12 protein-coding genes are annotated in these 15,619 nt (G+C 67.1%); 5 read left to right on the forward strand and 7 right to left on the reverse strand.

The features are described from left to right. The first annotated feature begins 27 nt into the window (after window positions 1–27). Both ACX114_RS26025 and ACX114_RS26030 read left to right on the forward strand, forming a co-directional pair. On the forward strand, window positions 28–933 hold the full coding sequence (locus ACX114_RS26025; protein WP_459288822.1) for a LysR family transcriptional regulator: 906 nt from the start codon (window positions 28–30) through the stop codon (window positions 931–933). 108 nt (window positions 934–1,041) lie between these two features. Then, a complete protein-coding gene (locus tag ACX114_RS26030) occupies window positions 1,042–1,737 on the forward strand; it encodes a pirin family protein (protein WP_459288824.1) in 696 nt (231 codons plus the stop codon). 67 nt (window positions 1,738–1,804) lie between these two features. Here the strand turns inward: ACX114_RS26030 and ACX114_RS26035 are convergent, their stop codons facing one another. The 3 genes from ACX114_RS26035 to ACX114_RS26045 form a co-directional block, all read right to left on the reverse strand. Continuing rightward, entirely contained in the window at window positions 1,805–3,373 is a 1,569-nt protein-coding gene (locus ACX114_RS26035; RefSeq protein WP_459288825.1) for a fibronectin type III domain-containing protein, read from the reverse strand. A 12-nt stretch (window positions 3,374–3,385) separates the two neighbouring features. Beyond that, window positions 3,386–3,928 (reverse strand): DUF2378 family protein, encoded by a 543-nt coding sequence (locus ACX114_RS26040; protein WP_459288827.1) that lies wholly within the window; start codon window positions 3,926–3,928, stop codon window positions 3,386–3,388. 171 nt (window positions 3,929–4,099) lie between these two features. Next, entirely contained in the window at window positions 4,100–4,642 is a 543-nt protein-coding gene (locus tag ACX114_RS26045; protein WP_459288829.1) for a DUF2378 family protein, read from the reverse strand. 1,144 nt (window positions 4,643–5,786) lie between these two features. Here ACX114_RS26045 and ACX114_RS26050 point away from each other — a divergent pair. Both ACX114_RS26050 and ACX114_RS26055 read left to right on the forward strand, forming a co-directional pair. After that, window positions 5,787–6,581: a hypothetical protein gene (locus ACX114_RS26050; protein ID WP_459288830.1), complete on the forward strand. Its 795-nt coding sequence runs from the start codon at window positions 5,787–5,789 to the stop codon at window positions 6,579–6,581. Between the two features lie 243 nt (window positions 6,582–6,824). Continuing rightward, on the forward strand, window positions 6,825–7,142 hold the full coding sequence (locus ACX114_RS26055; protein ID WP_459288832.1) for a hypothetical protein: 318 nt from the start codon (window positions 6,825–6,827) through the stop codon (window positions 7,140–7,142). Here the strand turns inward: ACX114_RS26055 and ACX114_RS26060 are convergent. After that, window positions 7,132–7,320 (reverse strand): hypothetical protein, encoded by a 189-nt coding sequence (locus ACX114_RS26060; protein ID WP_459288834.1) that lies wholly within the window; start codon window positions 7,318–7,320, stop codon window positions 7,132–7,134. The genes ACX114_RS26055 and ACX114_RS26060 overlap by 11 nt on opposite strands. A gap of 269 nt (window positions 7,321–7,589) precedes the next feature. Between ACX114_RS26060 and ACX114_RS26065 the strand changes: the two genes are divergently transcribed. Next, the gene (locus tag ACX114_RS26065) at window positions 7,590–11,516 is read left to right on the forward strand and encodes a Dyp-type peroxidase (RefSeq protein WP_459288836.1); all 3,927 of its coding nucleotides are present in this window, start codon (window positions 7,590–7,592) and stop codon (window positions 11,514–11,516) included. Between the two features lie 44 nt (window positions 11,517–11,560). On the opposite strand, the gene ACX114_RS26070 is transcribed toward ACX114_RS26065, so the two are convergent. The 3 genes from ACX114_RS26070 to ACX114_RS26080 all read right to left on the reverse strand — a co-directional run bounded on the left by ACX114_RS26070 (window position 11,561) and on the right by ACX114_RS26080 (window position 15,542). Then, complete coding sequence (locus ACX114_RS26070) at window positions 11,561–14,818, reverse strand: lantibiotic dehydratase (RefSeq protein ID WP_459288838.1); 3,258 nt, start codon at window positions 14,816–14,818, stop codon at window positions 11,561–11,563. 139 nt (window positions 14,819–14,957) lie between these two features. Further along, the gene (locus ACX114_RS26075) at window positions 14,958–15,131 is read right to left on the reverse strand and encodes a hypothetical protein (RefSeq protein ID WP_459288840.1); all 174 of its coding nucleotides are present in this window, start codon (window positions 15,129–15,131) and stop codon (window positions 14,958–14,960) included. A gap of 237 nt (window positions 15,132–15,368) precedes the next feature. Then, the gene (locus tag ACX114_RS26080; protein WP_459288842.1) at window positions 15,369–15,542 is read right to left on the reverse strand and encodes a hypothetical protein; all 174 of its coding nucleotides are present in this window, start codon (window positions 15,540–15,542) and stop codon (window positions 15,369–15,371) included. Window positions 15,543–15,619 lie beyond the last annotated feature (77 nt).

A 15,619-nucleotide genomic window follows, 5' to 3' on the forward strand; every position in this document is an offset into this window, starting at 1 on the left:
GTCCTCTTCCCGCACGAGGCAAGGGCCATGGACCTCAACGAACTCCTCGTCTTCGCCCGGGTGGTCCAGGCGGGCAGCTTCACGGCGGCGGCGAAGGCGCTGCGCATGCCCAAGTCCACCGTGAGCCGCAAGGTCTCCGAGCTGGAGGAGCGCGTCGGAGCACAGCTGCTCCAGCGCACCACGCGCACGCTGCACCTGACGGAGGTGGGCCGCGCGTACTACGCGCACTGTGAGCGCATCGTCGCGGAGGCCGAGGCCGCGGAGCTGGCGGTGACGCGCATGCAAGCGGGGCCCACCGGCCTGCTGCGCGTGACGACGCCCCTGTCCGTGCATTTCCTCGCGCCCCTGGTGGCGCGCTTCATGGAGCAGTACCCGGAGGTGCAGGTGGAGCTGCTCTGCACGGACCGCGCGGTGGACCTGATGGAGGAGGGCTTCGACCTGGCGGTGCGCGCCGGGAAGCTGCCGGACTCATCGCTGATGGCGCGGCGGCTGGGGGACATCGAGTGGCTCGTGGTGGCTTCGCCCGGCTATCTCCAGGCGCGGGGTGCACCGAAGACGCCGGCGGACCTGGCGAAGCATGACTGCCTCTTCTTCGGCAAGGCGGTGCAGGGGAACGTCTGGACGCTGCACGCGGGCGGGCGCTCCGTCGAAGTGAAGGTCTCCGGACGGCTGGTGGTGAACGAGCCGGACATGCTGCGCGCGGTGACGACCTTGGGCGCAGGGGTGGCGCTCATCCCGGGCCAGCAATGCATCGAGGACCTGGCGTCCGGGCGGCTCCAGCGCGTGCTGCCGGACTGGAGCTCCACGGGCGCGCCGGTGCATGCCGTCTACCCGCCCACGCGCCACCATGTGCCCAAGGTGATGGCCTTCGTGGAGGTGCTGCGCGAGCACTGGCCCCAGAACCCGGAAGCACTCAAGCGGGCGAAGCGCTGAGACAGTGCCGGCGTTTCGTTCCGCGGATGGAACGATGTGTCCCGAGGTTCGTGTCTGGCCAGGTGGCGTTCGCAAGCGCATGTTGTGTCTCGAAAGGAAGCACACACCATGATGAACGTTCGCCCTTCCGAAGCACGCGGTCACGCCAACCACGGCTGGCTGGATTCGCATCACACCTTCTCGTTCGCGAGCTACTTCGACCCCGACAACATGGGCTTCCGCGCCCTGCGCGTCATCAACGAGGACCGCGTGCAGGCCGGCGAGGGCTTCGACACGCACCCGCACCGGGACATGGAGATCATCACCTACCCGCTCAGCGGCGCCATCGCGCACCGGGACAGCACGGGAGGCCAGGGGCTCCTGCGAGCCGGTGAGGTCCAGCGCATGACGGCCGGCACGGGCGTGCTGCACAGCGAGATGAACGGCTCCAACGAGGACGTCCACTTCCTGCAGATCTGGATCATCCCGGAGAAGAAGGGCCTGAAGCCCGAGTATGAGCAGAAGTTCTTCCCGGAGAAGGACCGGCAGGGACGCTGGCGCGTGGTGGCCAGCCCCGACGCCCGCGACGGCAGCCTCACGGTGCACCAGGACGTGGTGCTCAACAGCACGCTGCTGAGCCCTGGAGAGAAGGCGGAGTACACGCTGCCCAAGGGGCGTCACGCCTGGGTGCAGATTGCTCGCGGCACGGGCACGCTCAACGGCGTGGCCCTGAAGGCCGGTGACGGAGTCGCCGTGTCCGACGAGTCGAGCCTCGTGCTCACCGCCTCCGAGCCGCTGGAGGCCCTGCTGTTCGACCTGGCCTGATGCGCCGGCCACGAAGAAGGCCCCCGGATCCCTGAGTGGATCCGGGGGCCTTGTCGTTTCCGGAGGTCTACGGCGTGAACGAAGTGGTGTTGGGAATGGGAGGGACGGTGACAGCCTGGCCGTACACCAGCGTGTTGCCCGTCACGGTGCCGGTGGCGTTGAGCTTCGTCGCGTCCAGCAGCGTCCCCCGGATGTTCTGCGCGTTGAACGTGCAGGGAGACGAAGACGAGCAGTCATAGGCGACGAGCTTCGCGCCGTTGCTGGAGTACACGGCGATGTCCTTGGCCGTGGTGGTGCCGGAGTGCATGAAGAAGTGGCCGTCGCGCGGCTGGTAGCTGCTCACGTTCTCGACGCGAGGGCCCGGCGTGACGGACTGCCACAGGCGGAAGTTGCGCTTGCACTCGGCGGCGACGGTGTTGCGGATGAGCATGTTGCGCACCTTGGTGTCGACGCAGCCATCCTCGCTGCCGCGGAAGTAGCTGTCCTCCAGGATGACGTCGCTGGCGGAGCTCTCCCCGTCGATGCCGTCCCCTTGCGTGTAGCCGGTCTGCATGCCGGTGACGTTCATCACCGTGGCCCGGCGAAGGGTGACGTTGTTCGTGGTGTCGTAGAGGGCGATGCCCACGGGGTAGTCACTCCCCTGCCCTCCAATCTGGTCCGGCTCCATGTCGATGTAGACATCTTCCACCAGCGACTGGTTCGTCCCGGACGCGAGGAAGATGCCCCCGCGAGTGAACTGGAGGATCATCGCGTCGCGGATGGTGAGGCCGGTGAAGGCGGTGGCGCTGGAGCGCTCCACGTCCACGCAGGTGGCCACGTTCTCCGCGCGGAACTGGCTGAGCGTGACGTGAGCCACGGACGTCGCGGCCTTGAAGCTGAAGCAAGTGCCCACGTGGCTGAACTCCAGGTTGTGGAACACGAGGTTGCTGGCCTTGACGGTGAAGGCCACGGGCCCTGTCTTCGCCCGAGTGGAAGCCTGGAAGGTGGACTGGAACACGGGCCGCCCTTCCACGCCCTTGATGGTGACGGGAGCGCCCAGTGCGCCGCCGTTGGACACGGTGGTGCCGGTGCCATAGGTGCCCCCGTGGATGCACACCGTTCCCCCGGGTCCCACCGCCTGGATGAATGCGTTGAGATTGGAGAGCGTGCCCGCCGTCTGCGCCGTCTGGCCGTCCTTGGAGCCCGCGCCAGCGACGGTGATGTGGCGGACGGAGGAGCCGGAGCACTCATCCGCGGTGGGCGTGGCGAACAGGCTGTTCGAGTACCCGGAGGTCGTATCGCTCGTGGAGCCCTTGATGCGCACGACGAACTCGTACTTCGTGCCGTTGGTGAGGCCGGTGACGGCGAGGGTCGTCGTCTGGATCCCCGCGCTCCGGTAGCTCCACGAACCGGAGCCCACACGGTAGCGGACCTGGTAGCCCTGGGTGCCTGCGGGGCCCGCAGTCCACTTCAGGGTCACCTGCCCATTGCCAGGGACGGCTTCAAGCAGTGTCGGGGCAGCCAGGGCGGCCTGGGAGACCTCGCCGGTCTCCTCCAGGTCCAGCGCCAGGTCCTCCTGCGGCCCACAGGCGAGGGCCAGCAGGAAGGAGCCGGTGAAACACAGCACACGGTGTCGAGCAAAGGCGAATTTCTTCATTTCCCCGTTTTATCAGGGTTCCCACTGGATACGGTAGGAGCAGGCGTGGCCGTCGAAGTCGAACGGATCCACGCGGAGGTTCCGGGCCCCGGCCTTGGCCAGGCCCGCCTCGATGATGCCGCGCAGGTAGCCGGGGTTCCCGTTGCACTCGGAGACGCGGAGGATGTGGTGCGCGCGTCCCTGGGTCTCCAGCTCGGTCCGCAGGTAGTTGTTCACGGTGGCGAAGCTCTCCTGGATGCGGACGACGACGCGCTCCGGTCCGAAGATGGGCCACATCGCGACGAGCGCCTTGCCGAGCAGCGTCTGCTCCACGCCCTGGATGAGCCCCGCGCCCAAGCGCCGGTAGGCCTCGTCCGTATCGACGTCTGGGTAGAGCGCCCGTGAGGTGATGCGCAGCGCCTCCGCGAAGACGACCCGGGGCGTGTTGCGGGGGATGGGAGCGTCCAGGTCCAGCCCGGCCTGCTTCAACTGGTTCTTCAACTCCGGCGTGAGCCGCCTGCCAATGGAGCGGAAGAGCCCTTCAATCGTGTGACGATAGACAACCTGTTCGGCCATGAATCCGTCCGGGGGTCGGATGTAATTGCGCGCAGCCCTAACGGCAGCTCGCGGCAATGTCATCACGAACGCGCGAGCGGTCGCCAGACACCACGTAACCTCAACAAAATCTGTCTATCTTTCCCAGACACCGCACCTAGGTCGCTGTTCTGGGTTTACCCGGCTCCAGCCTCAGCCGCCCCACCGGATGCGGTAGGAGCAGGCGTGGCCATCGAAGTCGAAGGGCTCCACGCGGAGGTTCTTCGCGCCGGCCTTGGCCAGGCCCGCTTCGATGAGGCCGCGCAGGTAGCCCGGGTTCCCGTTGCACTCATTCACGCGGATGATGTGGTGCCCGGGGCCTTGGGTGAGCAGCTCCGACCGCATGTAGTTGTTGACGGTGGCGAAGCTCTCCTGGATGCGGACGACGACACGCTCCGGCCCGAAGATGGGCCACATGGACACGAGCGACTTGCCGAGCACGGTCTGCTCCATCCCCTGGATGATGCCGATGCCCAGGCGCCGGTAGCCCTCGCCCACGTCGAGCTGCGGGTACAGGTACTCCACGGTGACGCGAAGGGCCTCGGCGAAGGTCTTCCGAGGGGTGTGGTGCGGAGCCTGAGCATCCAGGTCCAGGCCCACGTCCTTCAGCTTCGTCCGGAGGTCCTGAGTGAGCCGATCACCGATGGAGCGGAACACTCCCTCCACCGTGTGGCGATAGACGATCTCTTCTTCCACGAAACACCCCGGCCCAAACCCGGCGGTCCCATTCCGCCGTGTCGCAAAGAAGCGTACACCATCCCTCCGACAAATCCGAAGCCCCCCCGGGCTCAGACCCGGGTCTGAGATGTCCCACCGATGTTTCAAGGCTGGCAACGCTGTTTCGCAATGCATGTATTGCGTGATTTCAATGACTCAGCTGGGTCCGGGAGACCTCGGCAAACTCACTTGGTGAGATGAGGAAAGCTCCCTCTGGAGCAGGATGGCTACAAACACCTGCGCCTCATGCCCCAAACGCGTGTTGTCTGGTCTCACACTCTAAGCTCTACGACCCGCTTCGTAATTGAGTGTACGGCCTTCTTAAGGACTGGACGCTGCACATTGGCATGTTCATGGTTCGCAACATGTGTGTCGCGAGCGCGTGGCCCACATGCGCGGGTGCCCTGGCGTCCTGGAAGTCCATGGCTCTTCACGTGCCTGCGGGCGAGTGATTCGGCAACGAGAAGCTGGACATCGCTAGCAAGGACTCCGCAACGCGCCTAACAGTTCCAAGTCATCGAATGGCGGAGTTGGATGGCATCCGGCGCGCTGGGTACATCCAGGCCCTCAAGGCCTACCTGTCGCGTAGCTCCGCCACGCACCAGTCGCCTCATTGGCACGTCGCGCGCGCTCCTGATAGGGCGAGCAGTGGCGCCTGTCAGAGGAGGAAACCCCTCGCGCCGAGCCGCAAGCGAAGGAGAGCAGCGAGTCCCCAATGACGAGAAGCGCAATAGCACTGTCCAGGGGCTACTGCGCATGCCACCCTTGCGACGACCGGTGAACGTGCCCCTACTCATCGCGGCTGAGGAGGCTCTGGGAGGCAGAAAGGGCGCACTGAACGCAACCACAGAGAGGAAGATTGCGAGCGTCCTTCGCGACCTCGGATTCCGCAACCGCATTCAAAGCGTGACTACGGTACGGCGGCGGCGAGGGTCGCACCAGAGGCGCCATGCACTGTACCTAAAGAGAGAGGACCTGCTATCCTTGGCCCAGGCACAAGTCGATCGCAAACCACGAATCCTCAAGTTTCTCAAGCTCAAATGTCGCTTAATGGGTATCGTTCGCCTCCAGCGGACGCCCGCCGCACCTGCTTCAGTGGCTCTAACCATAACAGGAGGCCTGCATGGCCAACGAGCAGTGGATAATGAAGGCAGTTCGCAACGGAATAACTCCTATCCACGAAGCCAACACTTCGCGCTACGTCCACATAGCTTTAACAGACTGCCTCAACTGGCCCTTTGAGGCCATAACCCCTCAAGCGAGCAAGCGCGGCTACATCGACTACAAGCTAAAACACCCCAACGGCAACATACCCATTCACGTCGAAGTGAAGCCATTCCATAAAAAACTCAATAACTCCATGATCCGGAGATATCTCGTCCAACAGGGCCCTACTCGCGATGCATTCAGGGTCGGCATACTCACCAACCTTGCGCGTTGGCAAATTTTCCTTGCCGGCCCCAGAATAACCAAAACCACTGGACAAAAAATAACCCAAATCCTGGATGCTGACTTCTCATCTCTTGCCGGGATTAGATCCGTACTGAAACTTGTGGGATTCAACCAGTCTGAGAAGTTTCATGAAGTGCGTGCCGCGCTTGGGAAAAAGCCCGACATTGCCAGCTACATGCTTTGCAATGATCCGGCGGCCATCATGGCGGTCCGGGCGCAACTGAAGCGTATTCGAGACTCTACCGGCGAGGACTTCCGGATCCCGAACTACAAGAGCACTGTCAACTCGCTGCGTAAGCTCACCAAAAACAAGCTCCCTGTAAGCTTAACCTTCAACGTAAATACCTTCCAACAAGCAGCGTGCGCCCCCGTAGTAGCAAAGGCCATCAGAAACAGCTTGGCCGCCGACTTCGACTCCCGGATTCCAATCAGCACCATCAAATCGAATCTCAAAGAACTCTTCTAGTCACATCAACTGGACGGTGGCGAACCCTCTCCGAAGGCTCGGAGCGATACGCTGTCAAGGGAGACACCCTTCGCCACCTGTCCGTCTTGCAGTTGCGGAAATTTGCCCTCCGCCAGCGCGCGTGGTTATTCACCAAAGTTCGTCGGCGGCCTGAACGGCCCGTCGAGCTCCGGGACCCGGGCACCGCAGTCCACGCCCAAATGGAGCACTACCTTAGCACGGGCAAGGACGGGCTTGGCTGTCATGCTGAAACTGGCAAGCGCCGCCTCCCGACGCCAAGGCCGACTCTCTTCATCGAAGAGAGCTTCGGCCAGCCCTCCCATCTTCGCGGACGCCATCCCGCGGACCAGCTATATCGGCCTCATCAACCCGCGACGCCTCGCCGAGAGTATGCTGCGCGTCACAGACCACGAGGCGGCGAAGTCCATCGCCAGCTACGTCGCCAATCCCGAGCAACTCTCCTCTACCGTTCATGGTGTGGGCATTCAGTTGGTGGGCTACGGATGCTGTGCCGTCCTCGCCGTTTGGCGCTTCCCGGCACTGACGCAACTCACTGCTTGAGCACTTCTACTTTCAGACCCAAAGCGCGAAGCCTGATAAATCCGTTGTCGCCCCACTCAGCATCCAGCATGTGCGCGACGAATGGCACATGCATGTAGCAAAATTGGCACGCATCGCGATTACTAGAGTGCCTGTATTTCACCGCAGCCGCTACTGTGGCCAGCTTCGAGCCACGCATTGCCGCCTCCCGGCGCGCCGGGCGACCGTGGGCCAATGTCGCAGTCAACGGTTCATCACGGCTGGGCCCAGGACCAAGCGGCCCCCCGGTGTTCGTGGACACTCCCAGGGTCAATGGAAACCGCACCGCCTGAAAGGGCTAGCGGGTTTCACTGACATTGGCCTTCGACCCGCCGTGGCGTGACAGGAATTGACGGTATTTGGTAGACCCTCCCACCCGGGGGGCCATGGACAGACAGTCCTGCTTGCGCCCAACCATGGAGACGCCGAATGCGTACGCCGTCAGTCCTTGCAGCCGAGCACCATTCCGCGAAGTCCTTGTCCACGCAGCAGGGAAACCAGCTCAGCCATGAGCTCTGGTCGCTCGTCCAGCGAGGCCTCGTCTACCCTTCTCCCTACGCCGTGTTCGCCACGTTCTGGCGCACTCCGGACGGGACCGGCGAACCGCTGACCCGGGCGCTCCTCCAGACGCTGATGCGGGACGTGCGCGAGGAGATCCACACCCACTACGGAAGCGCCAACACCACGGCCATCGTCGGCGTGGGCTTCCGGCTCTGGCAGGAGTGGTGCGCCGAGGATGGGACGGACCTCCCCGAAGGCATGAAGCTGGCCTTCCCCGAGGAGTCCTCACCGGACTGGCGCTCCAACGTGTTCTCCCGCTCGAACGGGACGTTCGTCGACTCACAGGGCGACCTGTGGTTCCACATCAAGTCCGACGTGGAGTCCCACTGCGACGCGGTCTTCGAGTTCATCCGTGCGCGGCTGCAAGACCAGGCGCGCTGCGTGCGCTCCGGCCCCCATGACCACCAGAAGGCGGCCACCAAGTCCACGCGCCCCGACAAGCGCGGCGGCAAGGTGCTGGGCTGCCGCTTCTCGGAGAACCTCAACAACCCTTCCGACCCGGTCTCCATCCAGGAGCAGACCCTCGTCGGGTTCGAGGACCCCGCGCACCTGGGCGCATCCTTCGTGCTCGCGCAGCGCTTCGAGATCAACTGGGAGCACCTGCTGGACATGAGCCCCCAGCAGGTCGAGGACCTGGTGGGACGCACCACCGAGGACATCCTCATCCCCAGTCAGGACCAGCGCAGCCACATCAAGAGCGCCCGCGTGCAGGACGCCCAGGGCAACACGCTGCAGGTGCTCCGGCTGGGATTGCCCTTCGGGCAAGCGAACACGGTGCACAACACGGAGCTGCGCGCCAAGGGGGCCAGCCTCCGGGACGAGGCGGGCATCTACTTCGCGGGCTATGCCCGGAGCGTCCGCGCGCTCGAAGCCGTCATGAACCAGCAGATTGGCGATCAGCGCGGCTTCATGCGGGACCGACTGTTGTCCGAGGTCCGCTCCAACCTGGGTGGCTTCTATTACATCCCCAGCCAGGCGGACCTGGGGCTGGAGCCGGTGAAGCTCCAGAGCGCGGAGCAGCAGGACTGGAAGCGCTTCCCCGGCGTGGACTGGAGCCGCCTGGACCGGCACTTCGACGTGTCCTCTTCGAACGGGTACATGCATTACAACCACAAGAACTACCTGTTCCAGATGGCGACGATGTCTGGAGACAAGCGCCGGACGCACCAGCCTCCGTCCAACCGGGTGCTGCAATTGCTGTCGGATGCCTTCTCCCGCTGGCAGGACAACTGGTACGTCAACCGGTCGCAGCAGGAGCTGGAGCACCTGTGCGCCTACGTGGCGCGCCAGTACGGTCCCGCGAAGGCCCGGGAGGTGATGGGGCTCTCCGTCGTGGAGCGCATGGGCTGGGCCATCAAGGTCAGCCTGGGCCAGGTCTTCGCCAGCGATGCCTACGGCTTCCGGGGCCGCCGTCAGGACGCGCAGGGCAACTGGTACAACGGCGCGGACACCTATCGCATCCACCCGGTGGAGCTCATCGTCGGGGCCCTGCCCAACCTGGGGCTGGGTCAGGGGCGGTATGTCATTGATTACGCGCGCAAGGACGAGGAGCTGGGCAACTTCTTCGCGGGGCTGAGCTCCGCGTCGGGCGTGGGCCACCTGGTGCCGGGCTTCCAGCGCGCCCTGGACCGGGGCCTGGGCGGGCTGATGGCGGACGTCCAGGCCCGGCACGACGAGACCCAGGATGAGACCAAGCGCCAGTTCTACCGGGGCGTCGTGCTGTCCCTGGAGGGCGTGCGCGACAGCTGCCTGGCCTACGCGGCGCTCGCGGGCAAGATGGCCGCGGAGCTGCCCCTGGGGCAGCACGCCGAGCGCGACAACCTGCTGAAGATCCAGGAGCGGATGCAGCGGCTGGCAACGGAGCGCCCCCAGACGATGCTCGAGGCCACCCAGCTGCTCTTCACGCTGCACGCGGGCCTGCACCTGATTGGCGAGCCCACGGCGGTGGGCCGGCTGGATCAGATGCTCTTCCCCTTCTACGAGCGCGACGTGGCGGCGGGCGTGCTGGACGACGAGCAGGCGCAGGAGATCATCGACTGCTTCTGGGTGAAGCTGGGCGAGAAGGTCCTGCTCAACCGCCAGTTCGTGGAGGACCACCAGCCCTTCGGCAACCTGGCCATGGGCGGGATGAGCGGCAACTACCCGCAGGGCGCCGCGAACAACCAGTGGATCCAGCAGGTGACGGTGGGCGGGACGATCGCGGACGAGACGCCCGGAGAGGGCCGGCCCGCGTACAACCGCGTCACCCTCTTCTGCCTGCGCGCGGCCCGGCGGCTGCCGCTCAACGCGCCGTGCCTGTCATTGCGCGTGCGCAAGGACATCCCGCCCGAGTACCTGCACGAGGCGGCGCTGGCGATCCTCAGCGGCGGTGCGCACCCCATCCTCCTCAGCGACGAGAAGATCATCCCCGGGCTGCTGCACAGCGGTGACGGCGTGGGCCAGGGCACCCAGCCCACCGCGGCCACACCGGTGGCCGAGAAGGCCGGCAGCGCGTGGAACAGCGAGGTGGTGCTCCGGGCCGCGCGCGACTACGCCTGCGACGGCTGCTACGAGCCGCAGATCGTCGGGCAGAACTGGTTCACGCTGGGCGGCATGACGGCCCTGTCGCCGCTGGAGGCCGCGCTCAACCAGGGCAAGAGCTGGAGCACGGCGGGCCCCATGTACTTCCGGGGCCAGCGCGTGTCCTTCACGTCGCCTCCGCCCTCGGCCATCCAGTCCTTCGAGCAGCTCCAGGACCTGTTCTTCCAGCACCTGAGCTGGATGTACGCGAAGCAGGCGGACGGAATGGTGGGCGTCTTCGGATCCATGAGCGCCGTGTGCCCGTCGCCGTTGCTGTCCGTGTTCGTGGACGACTGCATCGACAAGGGGTTGGACCTCTACGGGGGCGGCGCCCGCTACAACATGGTGGCCCCGTGCATCACGGCCCTCTCCACGGTCATCAACTCGCTGTACGCCATCCGGAAGATGGTGTTCGAGCAGGACACGGCGGTGACGTCCCTGCCGGAACTGGTGGAGGCGCTGCTGTGCGACTGGGGCCACCAGATGAACGAGCCCTTCATCAGTACCTTCGCGGGCCCCGCGCGCATCGAGGCGAAGGCGCAGCGCTTCCGGGACCTGCGCCAGGTGGCGCTCGCCCAGCCGCGCTACGGCCGCGGCAACGAGGAGGTGGACCGCTTCGGCGACGCCTTCATCCAGCGCGTGGCGCGGACGGTGGTGCGCGTCTTCACGGAGCCCGCCGAGCCCACGGCCCAGAAGATGGTGGACCTCGCGAAGCGGTTCGGGACGCCGGAGAAGCCGTTCGGCGGGTTCCAGGTCCAGCCCGGCGCGGGCACCTTCGAGAACTACGTGGAGTTCGGCGCGACCTGCGGCGCCTCCGCGGATGGACGGCGGCTCGGGGAGACGCTGGCCTCGGACCTGAGCCCGTCGCCGAGCATCGCGGATCAGCCGTTGGATCATCAGGAGGAGGGCTTCGTGCGAGCGCTGTCCGGCTACACCGGCGCGGGAGCCGAGGGCTTCACGAGCGGAGCGCCCACGGACTTCAACATCCGCGAGGACTTCCCCGTGGGCTCCCTGGAGCGCGTGCTGCACGCGTTCGCCCAGGGCCAGGGCTCCAACATCCTGACCATCACCTGCGCCAACCCGGAGACCTTCGAGCGCGCGTCGAAGGACCCGGAGAAGTACGACGTGCTCCGGGTGCGCATGGGCGGCTGGTCGGAGTTCTTCGTCTCCATGTTCCCGGCCCACCAGGAACAGCACCAGCGCCGGCCGCTCAGCACGCCTGACGGGGAGCGCTGATCCGCGGACCGACAGGCGCCCCCGGTCGTCCGGCGGCGCCTGTCTCAGCCCCGTGCCAGGCGCGAGCGGTACAGCCGCGCGAGGAAGTCGTACAGGACGAGCTCGTGGGCTCGCGCGTCGTCCGGCAGCACGCGGTTGACGTGCATGTGCATCAGGCTCGTGGCCAGCGCCTCCACCGGGAGCGTGAGCCGGCCTTCGCGCTCGGCGGCCTGGAACTCGCGCCCCACGGTGGCGAGCCGCTCACTGCGTTGCTGGAGCACCGTGAGCCCTTCTCGCCACGGGCCCTCGGTGGCGGGCGTCGCGTCCAGCAGCGCCTCCAGCTTCGGGCGCTCGGCGCGGAAGCGCGCGCTCAGCTGCGTCTCCAGCACCTTGCCTGGCTTGAACTCGGCCGCGAAGCCATCCCGTGCCCGCTCGGCCACCCGGGCCTTCGCGGTCAGCGGCAGCCCCAGGTCCGTCAGCAGCAGGTCCAGCCCCTTCAGCACCAGCCGCCAGCGCAGGTCCGCGCCCGCATCGCCCTCGCACGTGCGCAGCAGGTCCAGCGTCGCGTCGCTGTCCACGGAGAAGAACGCCTCCGACAGCACGACGCCCACCGGCCCGCCGTAGCGCTCCACCTCGCGCTCGTAGGTGTCCAGTTGCAGCTTCCAGCCCGTGCCCTCGTCCAGCAGGTCCGCGCACGCCGAGCGCAGCACCGGCCACACCTGGGACTCCAGCCGCGCGGGATCGCCGTGGAAGCGCAACCGCAGATGGAAGTCCGGGTCGCCGTAGCGGATGAAGAACCAGCGGTCCACCGCCCCCGAGGCCAGCACCTGCCGCACGGTGTCGCCCAGCCCGCCGCGCAGCAGCCGGTCGGCCGTCGCCGTGCCCGTGTAGAGCTTGAGGTACAGCCACTCGGAGCCCGGGGGAAACCGCCGCTTCGCCTGCGCCGGCGGGGCGGGAGCCAGCTCGGGCTGCGGCGGCGCCATCGAGGACGGCTCGCGCACGAAGGGCACCACCACCTCGTGCACGTAGCGCCCATCGCCGCCCTCCACGCACAGCCCTTCCGGCCCGGGGTACAGCTCCTCCAGCACCGCGAGTGGGCGCTCCTTGACGGTGTGGACGAGCGTCTCCACGGACAGGACGTTGTCCAGGTCCACCGGGAGCTGGTTGTCCCCATCGCGCAGGCACACCCAGCGCGGCAGCCTCGCCTCCTGGCGGTAGCGCTGCACCGCATCGAACCGCGCGGCACCTTGCAGCTTCCCCCAGGTCTGGAGCAGCGGAGAGGTCAGGTTCCAGCAGGCCAGCGCCAGCACCGTCCGCCCGTATCGCACGCGCGGCAGGAAGGATGCGGCGTCCAGTGGGCCCCAGAGAAAGCGCATGCCCCGCTCGCCGCCCTCGTTCTGCATCATGCAGAGGAAGCGGTAGAGGCTCAGTCCGTAGCCGACGAAGTTGTGCGCGTTCGTCAGCCGGGGAATCACCTCCCGCCCCAGCCGCTCCGAGCGCAACACCAGCCGGTTTCCCTCCAGCGACAGGCGCAGGTCCGCGACGTCGATGCGGTCGTCCTCGGGCACGCCGGACTGTCCCAGGAAGACGAGATCATGGCGCCGCAGCGCGGGTCGGCAGACGACGTTGCCCATGCGGCCCTGGGGCAGGTGGACGATCTCCGCGAAGACGGCGTCCGGGCGCAGGGCCTCCTCGGCCCGCAGGTGCTCGCGCACGCGCGCCTCCAGGTCCGGGTCTCCATGGCAGAAGCGGCCCATGTACATGGCCCCCGCCACGTGGATGTTCTCGAAGAGGATGCGGAAGTCTCCGCGGTCCACCGCCTCCTCGGAGTCGGCGACGAGGGTGCTCACCACGCCAAAGGCATTCGCCAGCCGCCGGGGCGTCTCCGCCTCCATGGCCCGCAGGTCCTCGTCCGTCAGCACCAGCTCATGGGCATGCGCCGCACTCACCTCCTGGAGCCGGCGCAGCAGGTGCCGCGCCCGGGTGTCCAGGCCCGCAGGATCCGCGCCGCGAGGTGAGCGCAAGCCCAGGTTCTTCACGAGCGGGCCCGTGCCACCGCCAGGCCGGACATCGGCCACGAAGCCGATGCCCCGCTCCTCGTCCAGGGCCTCCAGCAACGGCACCGAGCGCCCCTCGTAGCGCGCCGCGAACCGTTCCCGGAAGCGCACCAGCGGGTCCTGCTCGCTGCGCTCGGGGGTGATGCGGCGCAGGACCTCCACGGCGCGCAGCAGCTCGGAGGCCACGCGCGACGGGAGCGAGAGGTCCGCGACCGGACGCACCGAGTCCACCTGGAACAGGCGCGGCAGCTCCACCGGAACCGGCAGCGCCTCCAGGGTGCGCGCCACGTGCCGGTATGACGCCGGGGACGCGCCCGGCGGGGCGGCATCCAGGTCGGCCAGGAGGGACTGGACGGCGGACAGCCGCTCCCGCACCGGCGCGAGCGCGGGGATGCCCTCGGCGCCCGCGAGGAGGAAGGGCACGGGCTCCGGTCCCGTCAGGTTCGGCGCCCACGTGGGCACCAGGAGCTGCGCCTCCACCAGGTCCACGGTGTAGAGCCGCGCGTCCTCCAGCGGAATCTCCGCGTCCAGCGCCACCAGCGCCTGGGCCAGCGCCTCCAGCGTCGCGCCCGCCCGGGCGTGCTCCAGCGTGGCGTCCAGGTAGGGCGTGGGCTCCACGGCCACCAGCCCGTAGCTGCGCTCCCGCCCGCGCTGCCGCATCTCCAGATAACGGAGCTCCGTGGGCGTGCGGTACAGGCTGGTGTTGGGCACGTAGCGCAGCGCGCGCATGACCTCGGGCTCGCGCCGCACGTGCTCCACCAGCGCGCAGACGTAGTCCATGTCCAGACGCGTGTGCTTGCGGACGGCGGAGCGCTCCGGCACGCGCAGCCGCGCCTTGCCGCTCAGGCTGCCCACGGAGTGCGCCGCGAACAGGCCGAAGGGCGTCGCGCGCCCGGCCATCCGGGACAGGTAGCGCACCAGGCCGCGCTCCACCTTCTGGCCCCACTCCGAGTCCGGAGACTCCAACCAGACGGGGATGCTCTCCTCGAGTCCAGGCGAGGCGAGGAAGAGGGCCTCCCGCACCACCGGCTCCTCCACCCACTTGCGCAGGCGCTCACGCAGCCGCGCGCGCTCTCCGCTGAGTGCGTCCGCGCGCTGGCCCTCCGGGAGCCGCCACGCGCTCAGGTCCAGGCCCCAGTCGACGAGCGTGTCGAAGGGAAGCAGCGGCGTGCGCAGGGCGAAGAAGCCGGAGGCGGCGTAGGTGGCGGACTTCGAGGGCGGGCGCGAGTGGTTCGTGGACATGGGCGGCTGGGGAGTGAGCGTCACCCAAGGAGAGGCGTCAGAGGATCAGGAGCAGCGAACGGACAAAAGGCCGGAAGGATGGCGCGTGCCACCCCTCCGGCCCTGGGCACGACCGACGACCGCGTGCGCTCAACGCCACGGTGTCGTCGCGGACAAGCAGGGCCTAGTTGGCCTGCTCCTGGGTGTAGTCGCAGCAGTTGTTCGACAGCCACACGATGGTACCGCCCACGACCTGGTCGAGCGCGCCCACCTGCGAGTCGTTCAGCTCGCGCAGCGTCTCCTTCTTCAGCGACAGCTTCAGCTTCAGCGACTGCTTCTGCGACTTGGTGTTGGACATGAAGCGCTCCTGGTGGGGGGTCAAACCACGGCCGGCCTCCGGAGTGTTCCGGGGGCATTCCTCCGTGGGAGGCCGACGATAAAGGGGCACCGCGCTGTTTGAAACATGCAGCGCGATGAATCGTCTTCAGCCGGCCTCGCGTTGAGTCCAGGGCTCTCAGAGAGAAGTTCCTGGCACTCCCAGCGCGTGCCACTCCTCGCGTGATGACGCCACGGGGTCATCACTGACGGACGGAGCTCAGTTCGCGTTGAGGTCAGTCTGATAGCAGCAGTTCGCCGACACGGGCGGCGGCGGCGGGCTCCCCGTACCGCCCACGACCTGGTCGAGCACGCCCAGCTGCGAATCGGCTACTTCGCGCAGCGTCTCCTTCTTCAGCGACAGCTTCAGCTTCAACGACTTGGGGTCGGCCACGAAGCGCTCCTGGTAGGGGGTAAGGCCACGGCCGGCCACCGGAGTGCTCCGGTGGCCCTCTTCCGTGGAAGGCCGAC

It is taken from the genome of Corallococcus sp. M7 (assembly GCF_054512695.1).